The 21,008-nt window shown below is 62.6% G+C and carries 19 protein-coding genes; 13 read left to right on the top strand and 6 right to left on the bottom strand.

Annotated elements, in window-relative coordinates; genetic code table 11:
* Positions 1–1,309 precede the first annotated feature (1,309 nt).
* Positions 1,310–1,717 (top strand): helix-turn-helix transcriptional regulator, encoded by a 408-nt coding sequence (locus JSS27_02000; GenBank protein MBS0207704.1) that lies wholly within the window; start codon positions 1,310–1,312, stop codon positions 1,715–1,717.
* 303 nt (positions 1,718–2,020) lie between these two features.
* Here JSS27_02000 and JSS27_01995 read toward each other — a convergent pair whose 3' ends face one another.
* Positions 2,021–2,263, bottom strand: coding sequence for a hypothetical protein (locus JSS27_01995; GenBank protein MBS0207703.1), 243 nt, complete (start codon positions 2,261–2,263; stop codon positions 2,021–2,023).
* Between the two features lie 210 nt (positions 2,264–2,473).
* Between JSS27_01995 and JSS27_01990 the strand changes: the two genes are divergently transcribed.
* The 5 genes from JSS27_01990 (at position 2,474) to JSS27_01970 (ending at position 4,186) form a co-directional block, all read left to right on the top strand.
* Positions 2,474–2,710 carry a DUF2007 domain-containing protein gene (locus JSS27_01990; protein ID MBS0207702.1) on the top strand — a complete coding sequence of 79 codons (237 nt, stop codon included), beginning with the start codon at positions 2,474–2,476 and terminating at the stop codon, positions 2,708–2,710.
* A gap of 34 nt (positions 2,711–2,744) precedes the next feature.
* Positions 2,745–3,044: a DUF883 family protein gene (locus JSS27_01985; protein MBS0207701.1), complete on the top strand. Its 300-nt coding sequence runs from the start codon at positions 2,745–2,747 to the stop codon at positions 3,042–3,044.
* Between the two features lie 64 nt (positions 3,045–3,108).
* Positions 3,109–3,561: a hypothetical protein gene (locus tag JSS27_01980; protein ID MBS0207700.1), complete on the top strand. Its 453-nt coding sequence runs from the start codon at positions 3,109–3,111 to the stop codon at positions 3,559–3,561.
* Entirely contained in the window at positions 3,524–3,868 is a 345-nt protein-coding gene (locus JSS27_01975) for a hypothetical protein (GenBank protein MBS0207699.1), read from the top strand. The genes JSS27_01980 and JSS27_01975 overlap by 38 nt, the downstream gene beginning before the upstream one ends.
* 42 nt (positions 3,869–3,910) lie before the next feature.
* Positions 3,911–4,186 carry a hypothetical protein gene (locus JSS27_01970; GenBank protein MBS0207698.1) on the top strand — a complete coding sequence of 92 codons (276 nt, stop codon included), beginning with the start codon at positions 3,911–3,913 and terminating at the stop codon, positions 4,184–4,186.
* Here the strand turns inward: JSS27_01970 and JSS27_01965 are convergent.
* Entirely contained in the window at positions 4,183–4,380 is a 198-nt protein-coding gene (locus JSS27_01965; protein ID MBS0207697.1) for a hypothetical protein, read from the bottom strand. The genes JSS27_01970 and JSS27_01965 overlap by 4 nt on opposite strands.
* A gap of 547 nt (positions 4,381–4,927) precedes the next feature.
* On the opposite strand from JSS27_01965, the gene JSS27_01960 reads away from it, so the two are divergent.
* The 3 genes from JSS27_01960 (at position 4,928) to JSS27_01950 (ending at position 8,387) form a co-directional block, all read left to right on the top strand.
* A complete protein-coding gene (locus JSS27_01960) occupies positions 4,928–5,125 on the top strand; it encodes a hypothetical protein (GenBank protein ID MBS0207696.1) in 198 nt (65 codons plus the stop codon).
* A 400-nt stretch (positions 5,126–5,525) separates the two neighbouring features.
* On the top strand, positions 5,526–7,016 hold the full coding sequence (locus JSS27_01955; protein ID MBS0207695.1) for a hypothetical protein: 1,491 nt from the start codon (positions 5,526–5,528) through the stop codon (positions 7,014–7,016).
* Between the two features lie 15 nt (positions 7,017–7,031).
* On the top strand, positions 7,032–8,387 hold the full coding sequence (locus tag JSS27_01950) for a sigma-54-dependent Fis family transcriptional regulator (protein ID MBS0207694.1): 1,356 nt from the start codon (positions 7,032–7,034) through the stop codon (positions 8,385–8,387).
* A 233-nt stretch (positions 8,388–8,620) separates the two neighbouring features.
* On the opposite strand, the gene JSS27_01945 is transcribed toward JSS27_01950, so the two are convergent.
* On the bottom strand, positions 8,621–9,823 hold the full coding sequence (locus JSS27_01945) for a response regulator (GenBank protein MBS0207693.1): 1,203 nt from the start codon (positions 9,821–9,823) through the stop codon (positions 8,621–8,623).
* 486 nt (positions 9,824–10,309) lie between these two features.
* On the opposite strand from JSS27_01945, the gene JSS27_01940 reads away from it, so the two are divergent.
* Entirely contained in the window at positions 10,310–11,188 is an 879-nt protein-coding gene (locus JSS27_01940; protein ID MBS0207692.1) for an HlyD family efflux transporter periplasmic adaptor subunit, read from the top strand.
* A gap of 23 nt (positions 11,189–11,211) precedes the next feature.
* Here JSS27_01940 and JSS27_01935 read toward each other — a convergent pair whose 3' ends face one another.
* The gene (locus JSS27_01935) at positions 11,212–11,574 is read right to left on the bottom strand and encodes a hypothetical protein (protein MBS0207691.1); all 363 of its coding nucleotides are present in this window, start codon (positions 11,572–11,574) and stop codon (positions 11,212–11,214) included.
* Positions 11,575–11,821: 247 nt separating this feature from the next.
* Here JSS27_01935 and JSS27_01930 point away from each other — a divergent pair, with 247 nt between their 5' ends.
* From JSS27_01930 to JSS27_01920, 3 genes are all read left to right on the top strand, one after another.
* Positions 11,822–12,481 (top strand): sigma-70 family RNA polymerase sigma factor, encoded by a 660-nt coding sequence (locus JSS27_01930; protein ID MBS0207690.1) that lies wholly within the window; start codon positions 11,822–11,824, stop codon positions 12,479–12,481.
* Positions 12,482–12,581: 100 nt separating this feature from the next.
* A complete protein-coding gene (locus tag JSS27_01925; protein ID MBS0207689.1) occupies positions 12,582–14,456 on the top strand; it encodes a protein kinase in 1,875 nt (624 codons plus the stop codon).
* A gap of 275 nt (positions 14,457–14,731) precedes the next feature.
* Positions 14,732–16,282: a hypothetical protein gene (locus JSS27_01920; protein ID MBS0207688.1), complete on the top strand. Its 1,551-nt coding sequence runs from the start codon at positions 14,732–14,734 to the stop codon at positions 16,280–16,282.
* Between the two features lie 135 nt (positions 16,283–16,417).
* On the opposite strand, the gene JSS27_01915 is transcribed toward JSS27_01920, so the two are convergent.
* Positions 16,418–17,860, bottom strand: coding sequence for a DUF1501 domain-containing protein (locus JSS27_01915; protein ID MBS0207687.1), 1,443 nt, complete (start codon positions 17,858–17,860; stop codon positions 16,418–16,420).
* A 57-nt stretch (positions 17,861–17,917) separates the two neighbouring features.
* On the bottom strand, positions 17,918–20,830 hold the full coding sequence (locus JSS27_01910; GenBank protein ID MBS0207686.1) for a DUF1553 domain-containing protein: 2,913 nt from the start codon (positions 20,828–20,830) through the stop codon (positions 17,918–17,920).
* Positions 20,831–21,008: the final 178 nt, after the last annotated feature.

The following is a 21,008-nucleotide window of genomic DNA, read 5'->3' as shown; positions in this document are numbered from 1 at the left end:
CGGTCGCAATGATTGCCGGTCCCAGCCCCAGACTAGCGGGGAACGCGCTTCCCCTCGCGGCTGGCCGAGGTTGGGAACGGAATCGCTAGCTGGCGGGGCGGCCTGCAAGCGCGGCGCGAACCCCGAGCAAAACGAAAGGAGCAGCAACCACGCGGCCGCCCAGCGGCGCGAAGCCTTTACGTACATAACCGCCTACCTTGTCAAGCAACGAGACTCTGGGCGCAGCACAACCGCCGGTTCGAAGGAAACCTTCGCCGCACCACAGGTCGTCTCAGGATTTGGCCAGAAAGGCCGTCGAAATTTGCAACCAAATTCGATCCGAAGCCGAGCGCACAACGCACTCCCACGAAGGCACCCCCTTCGCGGGCATCTCAATCAAACGGATACACTGCCCCGTGCAGGTGGCACGCGTCAGCCCTGAGACATGCCGTTGCGAATTGCCGTCGCACACAGCCGTACCGAATGCGACTGGCATCTCCCGAGCCAGCGCTTTCAAAACAGCCGCGTTATCAACGCACAGCCCGCGCGACTAGGTAGAAGGCAAAAAATATGCCAGCAGGCATGCCACGCGCGAGCGAACGCCGCGCGTGTAAAGAAAAAATGCTAAAATGACGGGAATCGTTAATGTTTTGCGCGCGCATTTTTTGAAGAAGAGTGGCGTAAGACGCTTGGTGGGGTGTCGTGCCCCCCGACAGGCAGTCGCGTGTTTTGTAAAGCTTTCGCGACAGTCTGTCGTTAATGATTGATTGCGCGGGTTGCGTTAAAGCAAAAGAAGTTGCTGCCTCGCCAGTATGAATGATGTGCGGCGGCGCTCATCGTCACGAGCAAATCGGACCGCTGCGCCAAGCACTTTCTTGAGGCTGTTGCGAGCATCGAGAGCCGCCGTTCAAGCTGTCCGCGGCGCCGCGCGGCGCAATCATGCGTGTTGTGGTTGTCAAATACGACAGAATGGCGGGTAGTGCATGGATTCGGCGACGCGCTGGCGTAATGACGCTCCGCGCACCCCCCCTTGCAACGGAGAACGTAAATTATTTTCTTGCGATTATTTGTCGTGTTTCTCGGCGATTTTCTGGTTTTCCCCTCATCGGTGGGGCTCGTTTGTCGTGCCAGGGTACGCCATTTGCTTTACGTCGGCTGGTGTCGATCCTGCGTCCAACGCGCAGGCAGCGTTCAATACACAGACAAAGTTAACCTTTTTCGATGCCGCGCTACGACGCGCGGCCGCGAGGAGTTGTCCGTCGACAGCCAAACTGAGAATGGCGACCGACGAGGATGGCGACGGTGTATTTCAGGATGGGAGTCCGCAGTTATGTCGATCGTGGAACACGAACTGAACGAAACCAAAGTGTTAGCATCCCCGCACGCTTGGCCCGAATTGAGCCAGCGCGAGATGTCCGTCCTGACGTACCTGGTTCAAGGCTATAGCCACAAGGAAATCGCGGACACGATCGGAGTAGCGGCTGGCACGGTGAACGTATTTGTCCACCGCATTCGCCAAAAGACCAAAGCCCGCTCGCGGCGCGAGCTGATTCTGGCCGCGGCGCAGTATGGCATTCACCACCCGGACGACCGCGCGGACAACCACCCGCGACACGAGCCAGACTTGCAGTTCGTCGAAGAGGCTTGGCCCAAGGTTCCCGACTCGGTTCGCGCGGCGATTCTGTCGCTTGTCCACGCGGTCAGCTCGATCGGCGACACGACGGCCGTTTCGCGATAGTGCGGCGATCCCTGGCGAGTTGCGACGTCAGGTTTCATGCTAAACGGCGCTGGAAGGTCGTGGGCTGACGCCGCATTCAACTCAGCCGCTGTGTTGATGAACAGCTAGTCGAGTTCCGTCGGCTTCCACTCGTCGCGCGCCATTGCCGCTTCCCGGTGACAGACCGTCCCCGTGATGATCTGTGTCACTGACACATTGGCTCCTGCCGGTCGTCGCGCGGCGTGGTTGGTCGTCGGGTCGCCGATCAGCGCCGCCAGCGCGATGCTTCATTGCCAAGGACGCGAGCGCCGTCTTCTTGACGACTCACAACAGGGATCTCAATTGCAAATGGGCCATCGTCGCCTGGATACCGTGTCGTCCGGCCTCTTCGTTGGCCATTTCAACCACAACCATGCTCATGGCAATCGACAATTCGCGCACGACAACGCCTTGTCCGATTCTGACGGACGCCACCTTCGCTTCGTGGGCAATTAGCGCGCCAGCAACGTGTGCGTCAAATCGACGGCTTCGCCCATCGCGGTGGTAACCGACGGGCTTCGTATCCATCGGAAAAACGTCGGCGTTGCTGGTTGGCCATTCTTAAGCGTGGCGGATCGTGCGGATTTGTCGCATGAGCATTGGTCAACACGAGGTCAACCTGTCTGACGAAATTTGCCCCCAGGTGATTGCCTCCGCCCGGGAATGCTGCGATATAAGGACGATTGCCGGAGAATCGCGAGCGGTTCCAGGCGGTTGCAACAACGGAAGGCTTGAATCATGCTTCAAAGTGACGATTTAGTAGAGGTGTTTTCCACGTCCGACGCGACCGAAGCCGAGCTGTTGCGCGGCGCTTTGCACGGCGAGGGAATCAAGTGCGAAGTGGACGGCGAATCGCAGGCTGGCCTGGTCGGATTGGGAATGATGAAGATCAAGCTGCTGGTCCGCGCCATCGATCATGACCGCGCCCGGTCATATATCGAAAAGCACCAGGCGCGACAACCTCCGCAGCCTTGATCGTTTCGGAACCTGAACGGAGGAGAGTCGGATCATGTCGACGGGTGACACCAGCTCAGCGGATCAAACGCATCGCGCCGCCGCAGAGCTGCGCCAGCGGTTGGCCGATTTGGAACGAGATATCAAGGCTCTGGCCGAAGCGGCCAAGGCGGCGGCGCGGGAAAAAGTCAGTGACTTGCGCCAGGAAGCCGAGACGTGCCGCGAAGAACAGCGTGCCAAGATCCGCGGGGTCGAGCAATCGATCGAGCAGTGCTTGACCGAACATCCGATCCGCGCGGTGCTGACGGCGGCGGGAATCGGTTTTGTATTGGGAGCCATTTGGACGCGTCGCTGATCTTCGCGTTACCGTGCCAAGGGATGGTGGCGCGGTGCGCAGGTGCTGCCGAAAGTAACTCGCCATGATCGCCCAGGTTCACGACGATCCGGAACAACCGCCCGCGCCAGAGGCGGACGCCGACGCGACGTATGCGCAGCTTGGGCAAGAGTTGGCCGAGTACGTCTGGTACTATCTGTCGGTTCGCCTCGATCAGTGGCGCGATCGCGCGCACCGTGCGGCCATCCTGGGGGTCGCCGGGATCTTGGCCCTGTCGATGGTCGTTGCCGCGTTGATGGTGGCCACGGCGCTGCTGTTGATCGGAGCGGCGGTGCTGCTGGGCGAGGCGCTCGGTGGCCGGCTTTGGCTGGGGTGTGTGGGCGTCGGCGCGGGGGTGTTGTTGGCCACGGTGACGCTGGGCGGGGGGGTGGTCTGGCGAATGAGGGCCGCGTGGCGGGCGCAATTGCGCAAAAAATACGAGCATCGTCGGGAACAACAGCGTGAGCAATTTGGCCGCGACATCAGCGAACCAGCGTGATCCGCTGGCCGGCGAACTGGCCCTGGCCGAGGCCGGTATCCGCCGTCGCCGTGGCGAAATCGTCGCGCGCGTTGGTGATGATCTGGAGCCGCGCCGTATCGTCGGCCAGCATCCGTGGCTCTCGACCGCCGGCGCTGGCCTGGTCGGCTTTGCGGTCGGCCGAATGGTGTTCACCACGCGACGAAGTCGGCCCACCAAAGGAGAGGCCGCGCCGGCGCCGATTCCCTCGTGGCTGACGCTCGCGCTGCCACCGATGGTTGAAGTCGCCAAGCTGCTGATTACCCAATGGCTGGGCCGGCGCAGCTAACCGTTTTGGTCAACGCCGACGAGTTGACCGTCGCGCCCGCCAATGCCACGCGCGCCTGGGTGCAATTGCCCATTGTCGAACGCCGATTGGAAGGGGTTTGAACCGACCAATGGTGTGTTGCCGGCGACTGGGCATGTGCGGCTGGCGGTGGGCCGGCTTTTCCGCGATACGACACCCATCTTGAGCGCCTTGGGCTCGGTGGTGGCCGAAACGATGACCACGGCCGTCGAGCTTGGCGATCAGCCGCCCGCCGAAGCAGGTGGGGCGCAAATCGCCAATCCGACGCCGGCACTCGACGGCAAATCCGCGACGACTTAGCGCCCGCAAGCCGATTCGTCGAGCGAGATGGCCATCCGTATCAAGCGAGCCTGCGCTTCCAAGGCCCGTTCGTGGCGCACCTGCAATTCGTGCGAGTCCCATTGATCGCGGATCAGGTCGGCGCGGTGATGGATTTCCCGAATCGACAAGTGGCACGGCTGATTCAATCGGCTGTCGTGGTTATGGCTGACCATGGTGGCATCCTTTCGCGGTCGGAACCTGAACTGGGGTGGATTGTTGTTTGTGCCAGACTCGTACCGAGCTTGTGGCCAGATAAACGCAAACGGTGTGCCAAGTCGTGGTGAATGGAGAGAAAACCAATCCACATCAGGGAAGTTGGCAAGAATCGCCAAGAAAGCGAGGGAAATATGACAGGATGGCAATCAGGTTGATCGCGACCAACTCACGTTCTGAGTTCGACGACGCGAGCTATCGAAGCAAACTAAGACTGAAATCGTCTCGCACTGTATCCATTTCGCGACACCATGCAGACGAGCCATTGCTGATAGACTGCCGGGTGAGTTGTGGCGCTGTGAATCGTCGGTGGTTTTCCCAGCTTGTGCAAATCTCGCTCGCGTGCGTCGCTTGAGTATTCTGCATCCCCATCGTGGCGCGTGATGAGCCGTAATGGATCAACTGAAGGCAAACAATCACGGCATCGGTTTTGTCAGGAGATTGATCGTTGCCATGTTTGGCCAAGAGCGATAATGTTGCAGTAGCCTACTGCAAAGGGAATCAATGATGAGCCCATCACGCGACATCGTGCAGCTAGAAGAACAGGTCGAAACCATTCGCGAGCAGGTCGCCCACTGGCAACAGCCGTCGACCGCCGACGCCGCGCCGACCGCAGCCGACGAGGACAACGTCACCGAACTGTGCCAGATGCTCGAAAAGTTGCACGAGGCCGAAGAATCTCTGCGCGAAGTAGCGCGTGGCTAGCACTCAACACGCCGGCGCTTTTCACATCAACCCCGGTTTTTGAATCGGGGCTTCTAAGCCGTGCCACGGGTATGCGTTTCGTCGCGCCTGAATCGTGGAGCGTGATCGATTCGCCACCGGCGTTGCCCCGCGAACCAGCGCGGACAGGGTTAGAAACCCATTTCAATGACCGCGCGCGGCGTGCGACAATTTGTCTTCCGCCATTTGGGGAGGGCGGCAAATTGTCGCATTGCTCATTAGTGGCATGGTGCAAATAATCTCGTAAGCGACTAACTGGCCATACTTTCGCCACGTGGCGACGTTTTGGCGCACCGATTGCTTTTGGGGGTGACACGACGGAGCGTGTGGTCGCGCTTGGCGTCGCCGCATTATCTCGATCTTTCGTTGAGTGGAATACCTGATGAACCCGCCTCGAGCCATTGGTCGCGTCAAGCAAGTCTCTCGGGCGATGCTGCGCGGCAATTTGGCATTGTTGTTCCTGGCCTTTGGGCTGTGCGTGGTGGGGATCGCGGGAATCGCTTTCTGGAGCATGACGCTCGACTTCAAGGAAACTCGCAACGGGCTGTTGCAGGTCGAGGTGAATCGGCTGCGCTCGCACGCCATTCGCACGACCATGCGCATTCAGGACGAATTTCAGCACATCACCTCGCCGCAAGAGGGACTCGACAAGGCCGACGCCGAATGGCTGCGACGCCATTGGGATCGGACGTTGCCAACCGACGATTCGCATCTCTACGCGGCGGTGGTTGACCAGACGGGGCAGGTGCTCAAGCACAGCACCAAGTCGCTCGAAGGGGGCGCGCTGGCCCACAATTGGTATCAGCGTCAGATGCCCGACGCCGGCGAGGATGTGGTCGAGACCAGTTCCCCAGAATTGACCGGTGGAATCACCGCCTATGATCTGTCAATTCCGGTTCTGGTGGGAAGCAAACAGATTGCGACGTATCACTCGGGGCTGAATACCGAATGGTTCGAGCGCCGGTTGACCCAGGTGATGGCCACCACGCGACAGCGCTGGATCGTGACCACGTTGCTCATTGTCGTGGTGGTGGGCCTGGCTTGTTACTCGGCGATTTCGATCGCCAAGCGTGTTTCCGATCTACAGACCGCGCTGGCCGTTGGCCGTGTCAAACAGTTGGCCGAGTTGGGGCAGGTGGCCGGCGGCATCGCGCACGAAATCCGCAATCCGCTGAATGCCGTCCGCATTAACCTGCACGTGATCGAACGGGCATGGTTGGCTCATGCCGCTCGTGAATCACAACCCACCGAGATTGTCACCGAGACGATCGAAGAAATCGGGCGCGTCGAGGGCATGCTCCGCACGCTACTGGAATATGCCAAGCCCGAGGAAGCCCGGGCCGAACTGGTTGACGTTGGCGTCGAGGTCCGTTCGCTGTTGACCTTCATGGGGCCGTTGCTGGATCGGGACGAGATCAAGCTGGCGGCGACGTTGCCCACCGAGCCTGCGCTGGCTTTCATCGATCGCACCCGCTTGCGGCAAGTGATGCTCAATCTGTTGACCAACGCGGCCGAGGCCGTTGGGCCGCACGGGCAAGTGCGGATCTCGGTCGCCACCGACGGCGAGACGTTGAAACTCCAGGTTTCGGACACAGGACCGGGTGTGCCGGAGGAGTTGCGCGAGGCGATCTTCGAGCCGTTCTTCTCGACCAAGCACCTGGGGACCGGGTTGGGATTGGCCCTGGTCCGCCGCTTTGTCGAGGAAGCGTGGGGGACGATCCATTGCCAAGATAGCGCCGAAGGTGGCGCCGAGTTTTGCGTGAACTTGCCGACCAACGCCAAGCAAGTCAGCGATCCGCTGCAGGTCAGTCCGGCGACGCTGGCCGCAGCCACTCAATTGCTGAGCGTGCCGATGCTGATTTCCATCTGCTAACAGGAAACCCTGATCGTGGCCAATCAACATTCCATACTGGTGGTGGAAGACAACGCCAACGAGCGGCAAGCCCTATCGCGGATGCTGCGGATCGAAGGCTACGAAGTCCTGACCGCGCGCAATCCCGACGAGGCTCTCGAGACCATTAACCGTCCGGTCGACCTGGTGGTGAGCGATCTTTGCCTGGGCACAAAAAGTGGCGTCGATTTGCTCAATCTGTGGATGGCGCGCAAGCCAGGCACGCCGTTCATCATGGTGACTGCCTACGGCGATGTGCAGTCGGCGGTCAACGCCATGAAGCTCGGGGCGCGCGACTATCTGACCAAGCCGGTCGACCCGCGCCAGTTGCTGAAGCTGGCCGAGAGCTATTGCAACGAGGAAAAGCAGCCGCCGCCGACGCCGCGGCTGCGTTCCGCGTCCCGACGGTTCAAGCCGTCGGGGCAATTGGTGGGCACTTCGCCGGCCCTGGACCGCGTTCGCGAGCAGATCGCCCGCGCCGCCAAGTCAGACAGCACCGTCACGATTCAAGGCGAGTCAGGAACCGGCAAGGAGTTGGTGGCCGAGGGAATTCACGCGCAAGGCGCGCGGCACGATCAGCCGTTTGTCGTCGTCAACATGGCGGCCATTCCCGAGTCGCTCGTCGAAAGTGAGTTGTTCGGCCATGTCCGCGGCTCGTTCACGGGGGCGACGGTCGACCGGCAGGGGCGATTTGCCCAGGCCCACGGTGGCACGTTGTTCATCGATGAAATCGGTGACTTTCCGCTCAGTTCCCAGGCCAAGCTGCTGCGCGCCTTGGAAACTCGAATGATCACGCCCGTGGGCGGCAACGAGCCACGCTCGGTCGAGGTGCGCGTGGTGGCCGCCACGAGTCGAGACCTGACGGCGCTCATGCACGAGGGGCGCTTCCGCGAAGACCTGTACTATCGCTTGCAGGTGATCACGATCATGTTGCCGCCGCTGCGCAGTCATCGCGAGGACATCGTGCCGATCGCCGAGCATATCCTCACCGACCTGACCGAGCGCATTCGCCGGCCGCGCCCGGCCCTGAGCCCCGAACTGCGGACGTTTCTCGAGAGCTACGAGTGGCCTGGCAACGTCCGGCAGCTGCGCAATTGCCTGGAATGCATGCTCGTGCTGCAAGAGGGGGATGAACTGTCGCTACAGCACTTGCCGCCGAGCTTTTCGACAACTCCCGGCTTGGGGACGCTGCCCGACGACGCCACGCTGATCGACATGGAGAAGTCCGCCATTCTCCAGACGCTGGAAAAGTTCAGCGGTAACCGCTCGCGCACGGCCGAGACGCTGGGCATCTCGGTTCGCACGCTGCAACGCCGGCTCAAGGAATGGAGCATTGACGAGCCCCACTCCTGAGCTTATCGCGAGTTGTCACCGGCGCCGCCGTCCTGGATGGAGTGAATGGTTCTTTAAGCCGCCAACGCGCGTAAGCATGCGGTGTTGCGCAGCAACAAGAAACTCGATGGACACGCGCAACCCAAAGGGAAACTCGCCACCCGCGCGGAACGGCACCCGAGGTTTCTTGTGGCCTGCGGCCACCCAGGTGCAAGCACCTGGGCCACCCATGCGAGAGTGTTTCGAGAACTGCTCTAGATCATCACGATGTCCGGAGTCCGCGACATAAAGGCGGGCACATCGGTCGTGAATGCCATCGCCCTTTCGATATAGGTCGTCACGTCCGCCGAGTTCAACGCCGTGGCGGTTTGCAACATGCTCATCAGCGACGAGCCGTCGTCGCCGCACGAACGATGCACGTCGAGGAACCGCGGCAACACGCGACGGAAGGCGTCGACGATCACCGGGTCAAAGTGGCTTCCCGATTGCTCTTCGATATATTGCGCCGCCTTCTCGGCGGGCCAGGGTTCCTTGTAGGGCCGCTTGGACGTTAGCGCGTCGAACACATCGGCCACGGCCACGATTCGGCCCGGCAGCGGAATATCAGCCCCGGCCAGCCCACGTGGGTAGCCGGTGCCGTCCCACCGCTCGTGGTGTGATTGGGCAATCAACGCCGCCATGGCCAGAAAGCTGCCACTGGCCGACTGCTTGACGGCTTGTTGCAGAATATTCGCGCCGATCGACGCGTGCTGCTTCATGATTTCAAACTCTTCGACGGTCAATCGCCCGGGCTTCAATAGCACGGCGTCGGGAATGCCGACCTTGCCGATGTCGTGCAGGGGGCTCGAACGGTACAAGTCGTCGAGGAACGTGTTGTCGATCTGGTCCGCATAGGGGCTGCGGTCGCGCAAGTCGCAGGCCAGTAGCTGCGAATACTCGCGCATCCGCGTCAGATGCATACCCGTCTCGTTGTCCCGTGACTCGGCCACCTTGGCCAAGGTGAAAATGGCGATGTCCTGCGTGGCCAGCATTTCCCTGGATCGCTCGCTGGTCAGCCGTTGCAACTCGGCGTGGCGCTTGCGCAGCTTGCGCTGCGACCGCTTCACGACGGCCTGCGCCTCGCGCAGCCGGAAATGCAGGTGGACCCGCGAACGAAACTCCAGATGATCGATCGGCTTGACCAGGTAATCGTCGGCTCCGGCGCTGAACGCCTTGACTTGCTCTTCCAGCGTCGAGTGGGCCGAGACCATCATCACCTGCGGCGCGGGCTTCAACTTGCCTTGCTTCAAAGCATGGCAGGCGGCAAAGCCGTCCAGCCGCGGCATTGAGATGTCGAGAATCACCAAATCGGGACGCCAGAGTTCGGCCGCGTCGATCGCCTCGGCCCCGCCGTGCGCTTGGCGCACTTCGCAACCAGTTTCTTTCGACAGCAGCGTCGTCAGCAATCGCCGAAACATCGGGTCGTTATCGACCAGCAATACTCGCCGTGATCCTGGTTTCATCATCCACCTGGACTTGTAAAGCAGTTCCCTTCTCGGGGCACTGTGTGTGAGTCGCGCTTGGTTCGCGCGAGGGTTACTTTCATCGCGACGAAAACTCGCCGCTGTTCCTTGACAACTCTAGGTTCCACTGGGGGTTAGCAAGTGATTTCATCCCACGGGCACCTGCAGTTAGGTGGTTTTCTAGGGCCCAACTCCCATTGCCGTGCGGGCATTGACGATTGCGCCGATGCGGCCTAATTCGTGCCTGTTTCTTCTGCGCGGAGAGCGCAGCCATCCCACCAGTAAAAGCGTTACGCCGCGCCACGGGCCCTTTCAGGCCCTGCGGCAAGATACCCCCATGTTCGTTGCTGGCCTTGGTGGCGCTGGCTACGATGAACGGCGCACGGCGAACTCTCCATCGCTTAAAAATGTCGAGGGATGTCGATGTGGCAGGTTGCTCCCATGTTGGTTGTTGCGTTCTTGGCCACCGAGACCGACACCACCGACGCTCCGCGCACCGCGCGGTTTGAGCGCTGCCTGGTTTCGGCGATTGATGAAGTCGAAGTTCCGGCCCAGGAGCCCGGGCTGCTCAGCGAGTTGACGGCTCGCCCCGGTCAACAAGTCAAGCGGAGCGACATCTTGGGGCGAATCAACGACACCTCCGCCTCGCTGCGCAAGCAGGCCGCCGAAGCCGAACGGGACATCGCCGTCGAAAAAGCCTCGAACGACGTCAACGCCCGCTATGCCCGCGCCGTGCGCAAAGTCGCCGAGACCGAATACCGGCTCAACGCCGACGCCAACGCCAAGGTGCCCGGCACCAAGTCGCTTGTCGAGATGCAAAAGCTGCAACTCTCGATCGATCAGGCTACGTTGCAAATCGAGCAAGCCGAGCACGATCAAAAGCTGGCCGGTCTCGAAGCGGCGGCGAACCAGATCAAGGTTCGGCTGGCCGACGACGAAATCCAACGCCGCCAAATTCGGGCCCCGCTCGCCGGCGAAGTCGTCGAGGTTCTGTATCGCGCCGGCGAATGGGTTCAGATGGGGGACACGGTGGTTCGCATCGTGCGGCTCGATCGACTGCGCGTCGAAGCGTTCATCAAAGCCGATCGCTACAGTCGCAGCGACGTGCAGGGGCGTCCCGTGCAAATCCGCGTGGCCATTGGTCCGAATCAACAAGTGACCTTCGCCGGACAGGTCACGTTCGTCGACCCGCGCATTCAGGCGGGGGGCGTCTATCAGGTGTGGGCCGAAGTCGACAACCGGCAAACCGACGGCCAATGGGAACTACGCCCCGGGCTCGACGCCGAAATGACGATCGAGTTGGCCGCGCCCAAGCAATAACGCGTCATGCGGTGACGCGTCTCTTATGCGGCGCGTGCGAGTTGGCGTTTGTCGGCCGCTATTGCCGGGCGTGTCGACAGCGCGACCGCAGGCTTGTTTGAACATCGCCATAGGCAGATGGCCGCGACCGGCAACACCGGCAGCACATACTTTTCCCAAGCCAGGTACGAGCACGGCTGAACAATGCAAAACAGCGTGGCAATCGTCGCGTAGGCCGGCGTCAAGTCGGCGCTCGATTGCTTCCAGACGCGACAGCTCGCCCGCACTCCTGCCGCCAACAAGGGGAGCGCCAGACACAACGCCCCGGCCAGCACCACGTGTGCGAAGGGGGTTCCCACCAGCGCGCCGAGTGCGATTCGTGTTCGTGGCGACAATTCAGAGGTCAAAGAGTCGATTCCGTTCAGACGTGAAAAACGGCGGTGACCCCAGCAATGTTCGGCTTGATTTTCGGCTAAAAGTTTATCGTGTTGGAGCAGTTCCCTCCAAGGTCACTTCCGTTCGCCAAAACACGAGTAAAACGCCGCGCCGCGTGGTGGTTGCCAACGGTGTAGTGCAAGCATCGCCAAAACCGTCTAGCATGAGAAATGTCGGCCCTGCCAGCCGCGCATCGTCCTGCCACGCATTCGTCACCTCATGAACGACGTCGTCGAGATCGGTCATAGCCGCGCTTCCTGGTCGTCGAGCGGCGCTTCACGCAGCCTGGTCGAGCGGTTGCGCACCGACGAGGCCGGCGCTTGGGACCGGCTGGTGGCGCTCTATGCGCCGCTGGTGGCCCACTGGTGCCGGCGGTGGCGGCTGTCGGAGGCTGACATCGCCGACGTGATGCAGGACGTGTTCCAGGCCGTGGCGTCGCACGTCGCCACCTTGCGCATCGACCGGCAATCCGACACCTTCCGCGGCTGGCTGCGGACGATCACCTCGAACAAGATTCACGACTTTTTCCGCAAACAATCGCGCGAACCTCGCGGCGCTGGGGGCAGCGAGGCGCTCGAACGAATGGCACAATTGGTCGACGAGGCCCAGGCTGACTTGTCGGCGGGGGAAGCATCGTCCTCAAGCACGCCATCGACCGACGATGTGACCGCCGAGCGGCAACTCTTCCAGCGCGGGCTCGAGCTGATCCGCGGCGAGTTCGAACCCCGCACCTGGCAGGCCTTTTGGCAGACCACGGTCGAAGGGCGCGCCGCCAAAGACGTCGCCGCCGACTTGGGTATGAGCGCCGGCGCCGTTCGCGTGGCCAAGTCCCGGGTGTTGCACCGGCTGCGGGCTGAATTGGGAGACTTGCAAGAATAACGCGGCGGGCGCGCGACGGCTGTAACGCGCGGCCGTTCTAATGAGTGTGTTTGCGCCGCTGATCCACCAAGACTCGCTTCGCAAGCCAAAACATTGCGTCATGGCCATTGACTGTCCAAGCCGAGCCGAGTTATCCCGCTTTGCGTTGGGCAACCTGTCGCTGCGCGACCTGGGCGGCCTGGCCTTGCACATCGAGCAATGCGCCGCCTGCCAGCAGACCCTTAACGAGCTCGACGCCGAAGCCGATCCGCTGATCAGCGGTCTGCGTCCCGCAGGGGGGGACGGAACCGGCGCCGCCGACACGTTGCCGCATACGCTCTTGGAGGCAGCCCTCGGCGCGCGACAACCGTCGAACGCCTTTACTCTCGGTCCCGATGGCGCGCCGCGCCGACTGGGCAAGTTCGAGCTTCTCGAAGAACTCGGCAGCGGTTCATTTGGCCACGTGTTCCGCGCCCGCGATGTCGAACTGGGGCGGATGGTCGCAATCAAGGTGCTCCGCTCGGGCAGCCTGGCCAGCGACCAGGACGTCGATCGGCTGATGCGCGAAGCCCGGGCTGCCGCCCAGTTGAAGCACCCAGGCATCGTGTCGCTGTTCAGCGTCGAGAAGACCGACGACGGCGTGTACTACCTGGTCGAGGAGTTCATCGAGGGAACCACGCTCGCCAACAAACTGAGCGGCCGGTTCGACTTTATCCGCTCGGCCGAGATCGTGGCCGCGGTGGCCGACGCGCTCGAATATGCCCACCGGCATGGGGTGATTCACCGCGACATCAAGCCGTCGAACATTATGCTCGACGCCGGCGGCCAGCCCCACTTGATGGACTTTGGCTTGGCCAAGCGGGAAGGGGACGAAACCTCCATGACGCTCGATGGCCAGGTGCTTGGCACGCCCGCCTATATGTCGCCGGAGCAAGCGCGAGGAGAATCGCGCAGCGTCGATTCGCGGAGCGATCTCTACAGCCTGGGTGTCGTGCTGTATGAGTTGCTGACCGGCGAGCGGCCCTTCCGGGGCAACCGACGCATGCTGCTGCTCCAGGTGCTCGAAGACGAGCCGCGACCGCCGCGGCAGATGAACGACAAGATTCCCCGCGACCTGGAAACGATTTCGCTCAAGCTGTTGTCCAAATCTCCCGGCCGGCGTTACGCCACGGCGGCCGAGTTGGCCGACGACTTGCGCCGCTGGCTGGCCGGCGAACCGATTCGCGCCCGACCGATCGGCCGGGGGGAACGGCTGTGGCGGTGGTGCCAGCGCAATCCTTTGCCGGCCAGTTTGCTGGTGGCGATCACGCTTGGCTCGGCGCTGGGGCTTGCGCATCTGTCCCGATTGTCGAGCTACCTGGTCCGGTCGACGGCACTGGAAAGCTGTAAGCAGCAGGCCGAGATTCTGGAAGAAGTCGACAACTTGTACAGCACCGAAGTGGTCGATCGGATCAGCTCGCAAGGCATCGACGTAACGCACGACTATCGGAACAAGCCCAAGGCCATTCCGCTGCCGGCGACGTTGAACATTGAACTGGGCCAGCGGATCAGCCAGCGCAGCGCCTCGGGCATGCAGGTGCGTCTGTACAGCGATTACCCCTTCCGCTCGCGCAAAGATGGCGGACCACGCGACGAGTTCGAGCGGAACGCGCTAGCGATCCTGCGGGCCAATCCCGAGCAACCGATCGACCGCTTCGAAGACTATCAGGGTCGCGCGTCGCTCCGGTTTGCCAAAGCGCGCAAAATGGGCGAAGCCTGCGTTAAGTGCCACAACGGCCACAAGGAAAGCCCCAAAATCAATTGGAAGGTAGGGGAAGTGGGGGGAGTGTTGGAGATCATCCGCCCGTTGGATGAAGACATCGCCCGGACGCGGGACGGCCTGCGGGGGACGTTTATCCTGGTGGCGACCGTGTCGGGGTCGCTGCTGACCGCGTCGGGGCTAGGGATTTGGCTGCGCGGGCGCGCCCGGGCCGGAGCGGCCAAGCCGCCAGCATAGCCCCGGGACAGAAATGGCCAACCGGCGTGTAACACCCAGTCGTTAGATGTAAAGTGAGGAATTGGGTGGCCCCGACAACTAGTTGTCGGGGTTGCGTAGCAACAAGAGGGGGTCGAGTTCCGCGTCAATCGGCTTGCGGGCCGGCCACAGAACCCTCTTGTCGCGTTCGCGACCCTGACAATGAATTGTCAGGGCTACCCAGTCATTGGAATCGCATCGCATCACTGTTTCACGCCGCATCGCTAGCCACTCTTTCCCTCTAGGAGACCGTCGCCATGTCCCAGCGCAATCGCCGCGAGTTTTTGACCGACGTGGGGCGGAGCATGTTGGTGGCCAGCGTCGGCGCTTCATTGGCCGTCGATATGGGGCTGTCCCCGGCACTGGCTGCCGAATCGGCCGGGACGCTCGACTTTGGCGGCTTGGAGCCGCTGGTGGCCCTCATGCAGGAGTCGCCGGCTGACAAACTGCTGCCCCAACTGGTCGAGCGCCTGAACTCGGGGACCGAGTTGAAGACGTTGGTCGCGGCCGGCGCGTTGGCCAACGCCCGGACGTTCGGCGGCGAAGATTACATCGGCTATCACACGTTCATGGCCTTGGCGCCGGCGTACGAGATGTCGCGCCAGTTGCCGGCCGCGCTCAAGCCCTTGCCAGTGTTGAAGGTTCTGCACCGCAACGCCACACGTATTCAGGCCCACGGCGGCCGGAGCAAGGACATCCTGCAAACGATCATCGCCCACGATGACGATCTGCCGACCGATCGCTCGGCCGGCGAGACGTTGCAACAATTGTCGCGCAACCGGGACGTGGCCGCCGCCGAACGGGCCTTTGCCGCCGACGTGCGCAAGGAACCGGGCGAGGCGTTCAACCACCTGCAATTCGCCATGCAGGACGAAGTCGACGTGCATCGCGTGGTGTTGTGCTGGCGGGCCTGGTCGACGCTGGACCTGACGGGCATGGAGTTCGCCCACACCCTGTTGCGGCAGTCGTTGCGATACTGCCTGGATGTCGAGAACCGGATGTACGAGCGGAAGTACAAGACCTCGGCCATTCGCGACCAGTTGCCCAAGCTGTTCGACCAATATCAACTCGCCAGCAAGCCGCTCGGCACACGTGTGCCCGACGACGCCTGGGTCGAAAGCTTCAGCCTCGCGATCTTTAGCAACAGCCCGGCCCAGGCGGCCGACGCGGCGGCGGCGGCCCTGGCCGACGGCATCGCTCCGACGGCGATTGCCGAGGCGCTTTCGCTGGCGGCCAATCGATTGCTGCTGCACGATCCGGGCCGTAAGGAAGCCCGTCCCGACAAGCCGGTGGGGAGCGTCCACGGCGATTCGTACGGCGTCCACGCTTCGGACTCGGCCAATGCCTGGCGCAACATCGCCCGGGTCAGCAGCCCGCGCAACACCGCGGCCAGCATGATCGTCGGCGCGTACCACACGGCGGGCCAGTCGGGTCCGATGAACAAGGAGCCGTATCCGACCGACGAGCAGTTGGCGGCCGTGACCGAGAGCGATCCGCAGTCGCAGTTGAAGGCCCTCGACGACGCGATCACGTCCAAGGATCAATTCCGGGCGTGCGCCGTGGCGGCTCGCTTTGCCCAGACGCAAACCGACGCGCAGCCGGCGTTCGACTTGCTGCTGAAGTACGCCACCAGCGAGGACGGGGCGCTGCACGCCGAGAAGTATTACCGCACCGTCAACGAGGAATTCGCCCTGGCGCGGCCGGCGTTCCGTTGGCGTCACCTGGCCGGCCTGGCCCGCGTGACCGCCAGCGAATACGGCAAGGCGGCACCAGGTTATACACAGGCGAAGGAATTGCTGAAGGTTTGACGAGCGTGCCTGCCGGTCAAGAAGTGGTGACGCGGTGACTTCAAATGTCCGTGGTCAGTAGTCCGTTGTCAGTTGCAAAACGCGTTGCCAATGGAGTGCAACGGACCACGGACAACTGACTACTGACAATCGTCGCTACGCGACGATTTCCTTCACCACTTCTCCATACACATCCGTCAGGCGGAAGTTGCGGCCGGCGTAGCGATAGGTCAGTTGCTCGTGGTTGAGCCCCAACTGGTGCAGGATCGTGGCGTGCAGGTCGTGCATGTGGACCTTGTTCTCGACCGCTTTGAATCCAAACTCGTCGGTCGCCCCGTACGAGAAGCCCGGCTTGAACCCGCCGCCCGCCAGCCAGACCGTGAACCCGGCCGAGTCATGATCGCGGCCGGTGCCGTTCTTTTCGGCGTACGGCGTGCGGCCGAACTCGCCACCCCACCAGACGATCGTGTCTTCCAGCAGCCCGCGCCGCTTCAGATCGGCCAGCAAGCCCGCGATCGGGCGATCGACGGCCTTGGCGTGGGTGCCGTGCTTTTCGATGTTCGAGTGCTGGTCCCAGGCGGGGTTCGCGCTGTTGTCACCGTAGCTGACCTGAATGTAGCGCACGCCGGCTTCGCACATGCGACGGGCCAGCAAGCATTGCCGCCCGAAGTTGTCGGTCTCCTTATCGCCAATGCCGTACAGGGCCAGCGTCTCGGGAGATTCTTGGGTCAGGTCGAGCAGCTCGGGGGCGTGCTGCTGCATCCGCCAGGCCAGCTCGTACGAGTTGATCACCGCGTCAAGCTCGCTGTCACCCGGCTTGGCGGCCGCTTGCTCGGCATTGAGTTGTTGAATGAAGTCGAGCTGGCGACGCTGGGCCGATCGGTCAAGCTCGGCGTTGGTCAGGTTGCGGATCGTGGCGTCCTTGGCCGGCGCGCCGGCCTTGCCCAGCGCGGTCCCCTGGTACACCGCCGGCAGGAACGCGGTCCCATAGTTGCGAGGGCCGCCGTTGCCGTTCGAGGGAGAAATGGAAACGAAGCCGGGCAGGTTCTCGTTCTCGGAACCCAGGCCATAGGTGATCCACGAGCCCATCGACGGGCGAATGAACTGGGTGGCGCCGCAGTGCAGGAACAACGTGGCCGGCCCGTGCGCGATCCCCTCGGTGTGCATCGAGTGGACGAAGCACAAGTCGTCGACATGCCGGTTCACCTCGGGGAACAGGTCCGAGGCCCAGCGGCCGCACTCGCCATGTTGCGCGAAGTTCCAGCGCGACTTCATCACCCGTTGCGTGACGCCGCGGACTCCCTTGTTGGCCAAGGCGCGGGCGTCGTCAAACGACATCAGCTCCCCTTCCAGCTTGTCGAGTTGGGGCTTGTGGTCGTAGCTGTCGACCTGGCTGACGCCCCCTTGCATGAACAAGAAGATCACGCGCTTGGCCTTGGCCGGAAAGTGGGGCGTCTTGGCGGCCAGTGGGTTGACTGCCGCCGCGCTCGTCGTCGCCGCCAACGAACGATTGGCCGACAGGCCGGCCAGCGCCATGTAGCCAAAGCCGCACGAGGCGTTCAGCAACATCTGCCGGCGGGAGAATGACGAATTAAACATGGGCAAGCGCTCCACGATGAAAGCCCAGGGATAGCCATCCCTGGGTAGAATATGCACTCAATCGGTATAGCGGAAATCGATCGTCGAAAACACGGCCTGGTAAACCTGACTCCAGGCTTCCTCGGGCGCGACCTTTTGCTCGTCGAGCAAGCGGCCGACGAACTTCTCGCTGAACTCCAACTCGCGCGGCGTCGGCTCGCGGCCCAGCGCCCGTTGGAAGATCATCGTTACCCGTTCCGAGCGCGAGCGATCCGGTTCTTTCAGCAGCAGCTTGGCCGCGTGCTCGGCTTGGGCCAGCACGAACGGATGATTCATCATCAAGAGCGCCTGCGGCGCGACCGTGCTGACGTTTCGCTTGCCGGTGACCGAACTCGAATCGGCCAGGTCAAACACTTCGAGCACCTCGGGCAGGGCGTTACGCAGAATGGGCTGATAGATGCTGCGGCGATTGTTCTCGAGCTTGAGTCCATAGTCCGACGAGGCGCTGGCCGGGATTTGCGATTCGCCGGGGCTCGCGTCCAATTGGCCGCTAACCAGCAACATCGCGTCGCGCAGGCACTCGCCGTCGAGTCGCCGCCGATTCGACCGCCACAGCAGCCGGTTCTCGGGATCGGCGGCCAAGGCGGCTTTGTCCGTCGTCGTCGCCAACTGGTACGTGTGCGACAGGACCAACTCACGGACCAGCTTCTTGATCGACCAGCCCTCGTCGACAAAACGCGTCGCCAGGTAGTCGAGCAGTTCAGGGTGCGACGGCAACTCGCCCGCAGCGCCGAAATTGTCAGTCGTCCGCACCAGGCCAGCGCCGAACAGCCAGTGCCAAACCCGGTTGACCATCACGCGCGCCGTCAGGGGATTTTTGGCGCTGGCCAGCCACTCGCCCAACTGCCGGCGGCCGCTTTCGTCGCTGGGCAATTCCGTTGCCGGCTCGGACATGGCCACTTGCAGAAACCCGCGAGGCACTTCATCGCCCAGCGTGGCCACGTTGCCACGGGCGTGAATCCGGGCGTTCTCGGGCTGGAACTCTTCCTCGACCGTCAGCACCGTGGGACGCTTGGGGGCGTCCTTGCGGAGCTTGGTCATTTCCTTTTCCATCGACTGCAACCGGTCGCTCGCCTGGCGAACGTCCTCGGGCGAATTGTCGGAGAACTTGGTCTTGACCAGCTTCATCAAGTTGTCGGTCGACTGGAACGGCACGAACTGCACCGCGTCGGGACAGACATACCCGTCGGTCCCCTCGTTCGAGATGATGACGAAACCTTGGCCGTTCGATTCGAATTGGTAGGTGCCCAGCGAGACGAAGCGGCCGTCCAGGTCAGGGGCCTGGCGCATGTTGACGCGGACGGTCGTTTCGCCGTCGGCGCAGAAAATGGTCACCGGGACCGACGTGGCGCGGTTCGGGTCCGACGTGTACGCCAGGCGCACTTCGTACTTTCCGGCCTTGGTGATGTCGGGGACGAACGTGAGTGTTTTCTTGCCCTTGTCCTTGTTGCCATCGTGCAAGTAGCCACTGCCGACGAAGCGGCGATAGTGGGTCGACTGAACCCACTGGCCCACCGCCTTGGCTTGCGCATCGTCGACCACCACGCCCGGCAAGTCCCCGACCGGAAGCGCCTCGGGCTTGTCATTGGGCGAAGCCTGTTCATCGTGAACGGCGATCATGGAGGTCAGATTGTTGCGCGCCGCTTGCAGCTTCGACTCAAAGGCGTTGATCTCGGCGTCGGCCTTGTCGTACTGCGCCGATTGGTCCGGCGGCAGCGGCACGGCCGTTTCGAGCCACTTCGACACGTTGGCGTGGTGCAGGGTCCGCGTGCTGCGCAAAATGCCGGCCAGCGCGTAGTAATCGCGGGTCGGAATCGGGTCGAACTTGTGATCGTGACACCGGGCACAGCCCAGCGTCTGGCCCAGGAAGACCTTGCCGATGGTGTCGAGCTGCTCGTCGACCACGTCCATCCGCAACTGCTTCTTGTTTTGCTCTTCGAGGTTGGTGTTCCCCAAGGCTAGGAACGACACCGCCACCCGTTGCCGCTGCTTCGTATCGACATCGTTGGCGGGCAGCAGGTCGCCGGCGATCTGTTCCAGCACAAACTGATGGTAGGGCCGATCTTCGTTGAAGGCCCGAATGACGTAATCGCGGTACCGCCAAGCGCCGGGCAAAATGAACCCACGCAGCGTCAGCGACTCGCCGTAGCGGACCACGTCGAGCCAGTGCCGGGCCCAGCGTTCGCCAAATTGCGGCGACGCCAGCAATCGATCGACCAGCCGTTCGACCGCGTCGGGGGACTTGTCTTGTTCAAAGGCTTCGATCTCGGCCGGCGTCGGCGGCAGCCCGATCAGATCGAACGACAGCCGGCGAATCAGCGCCCGGCGCGAGGCGTCGGCCACTGGCTTCAGCTTGGCTTGTTCCAGTCGGGTGAGGATGTAGCGATCGACCTCGCCGCGCGGCCAGTCGGCTTGTTGCACCGTCGGCGCGGGGCGACGTTGGGGCGGTTGGAACGACCAGAACTTGCGGCCGGCTTCAATGTCGATTTGTCCGCGGGTCAGCGCCTTGCCTTCGCGCGGGTCGGGAGCCCCCATCGCGATCCAACGTTCGAAGTTGGCCACCACCTCGGCCGGCAGCTTGGCCTTCGGCGGCATGTCGATCCCTTCGTACTTGATCGCCTGAAGCAGCAGGCTTTCGGCCGGCTTGCCCACCACCAGCGCGGGGCCCGAGTCGCCGCCGGTCAGCAACCCTTGGCGACTATCGAGCAGCAGGCCCCCCTTGGGCGTCTTGCTCTGGGCCGAATGGCACTCGTAACAGTGGGTGACCAGCGCCGGGCGAATCTTCTGCTCGAAGAAGGCGAGCCCTTCGGCGTCATGCTTTGCGGGGTCGCTAGGCTTCGGATCACGTTTCTCAGGATCATCGGCGCGTAGCGCCAGCGCCGAGAGCAACAGGCCAAGAACGACAGCGGTGAATCGCCAGGGACGATCCATCATCGGCGGGCCAGGTTTGACGGGATAGAAGCCGAGTGGGGCGGGAGCGCCGGGCCGGTGCCCGACGCCACTCAACAGCCTATCCGAGGAGCCCCAAGATTGCAACGCGATTGAGGTTAAGGCGGGGGGGAGAGGAGGGGCTAGGGGCGAGGGATTAGGGGCTCGGGAATTGCGTTTG

Source organism: Planctomycetota bacterium, assembly GCA_018242585.1.
GTDB lineage: Bacteria > Planctomycetota > Planctomycetia > Pirellulales > PNKZ01 > JAFEBQ01.
Note: the sequence above shows the minus strand (reverse complement) of the source record. Positions and strands in the feature narration are given on the sequence as shown.

What these genes read in the sequence shown, in the direction of transcription:
- JSS27_01960 (MBS0207696.1), top strand. Translation starts at nt 4,928, where the DNA reads ATGAGCCCATCACGCGACATCGTGCAGCTAGAAGAACAGGTCGAAACC.
- JSS27_01970 (MBS0207698.1), top strand. Translation starts at nt 3,911, where the DNA reads ATGCCACGCGCGCCTGGGTGCAATTGCCCATTGTCGAACGCCGATTGG.
- JSS27_01980 (MBS0207700.1), top strand. Translation starts at nt 3,109, where the DNA reads ATGATCGCCCAGGTTCACGACGATCCGGAACAACCGCCCGCGCCAGAG.
- JSS27_01945 (MBS0207693.1), bottom strand. Translation starts at nt 9,823, where the DNA reads ATGTTTCGGCGATTGCTGACGACGCTGCTGTCGAAAGAAACTGGTTGC.
- JSS27_01930 (MBS0207690.1), top strand. Translation starts at nt 11,822, where the DNA reads ATGAACGACGTCGTCGAGATCGGTCATAGCCGCGCTTCCTGGTCGTCG.
- JSS27_02000 (MBS0207704.1), top strand. Translation starts at nt 1,310, where the DNA reads ATGTCGATCGTGGAACACGAACTGAACGAAACCAAAGTGTTAGCATCC.
- JSS27_01910 (MBS0207686.1), bottom strand. Translation starts at nt 20,830, where the DNA reads ATGGATCGTCCCTGGCGATTCACCGCTGTCGTTCTTGGCCTGTTGCTC.
- JSS27_01985 (MBS0207701.1), top strand. Translation starts at nt 2,745, where the DNA reads ATGTCGACGGGTGACACCAGCTCAGCGGATCAAACGCATCGCGCCGCC.
- JSS27_01915 (MBS0207687.1), bottom strand. Translation starts at nt 17,860, where the DNA reads ATGTTTAATTCGTCATTCTCCCGCCGGCAGATGTTGCTGAACGCCTCG.
- JSS27_01995 (MBS0207703.1), bottom strand. Translation starts at nt 2,263, where the DNA reads ATGGATACGAAGCCCGTCGGTTACCACCGCGATGGGCGAAGCCGTCGA.
- JSS27_01925 (MBS0207689.1), top strand. Translation starts at nt 12,582, where the DNA reads ATGGCCATTGACTGTCCAAGCCGAGCCGAGTTATCCCGCTTTGCGTTG.
- JSS27_01990 (MBS0207702.1), top strand. Translation starts at nt 2,474, where the DNA reads ATGCTTCAAAGTGACGATTTAGTAGAGGTGTTTTCCACGTCCGACGCG.
- JSS27_01965 (MBS0207697.1), bottom strand. Translation starts at nt 4,380, where the DNA reads ATGGTCAGCCATAACCACGACAGCCGATTGAATCAGCCGTGCCACTTG.
- JSS27_01955 (MBS0207695.1), top strand. Translation starts at nt 5,526, where the DNA reads ATGAACCCGCCTCGAGCCATTGGTCGCGTCAAGCAAGTCTCTCGGGCG.
- JSS27_01920 (MBS0207688.1), top strand. Translation starts at nt 14,732, where the DNA reads ATGTCCCAGCGCAATCGCCGCGAGTTTTTGACCGACGTGGGGCGGAGC.
- JSS27_01940 (MBS0207692.1), top strand. Translation starts at nt 10,310, where the DNA reads ATGTTGGTTGTTGCGTTCTTGGCCACCGAGACCGACACCACCGACGCT.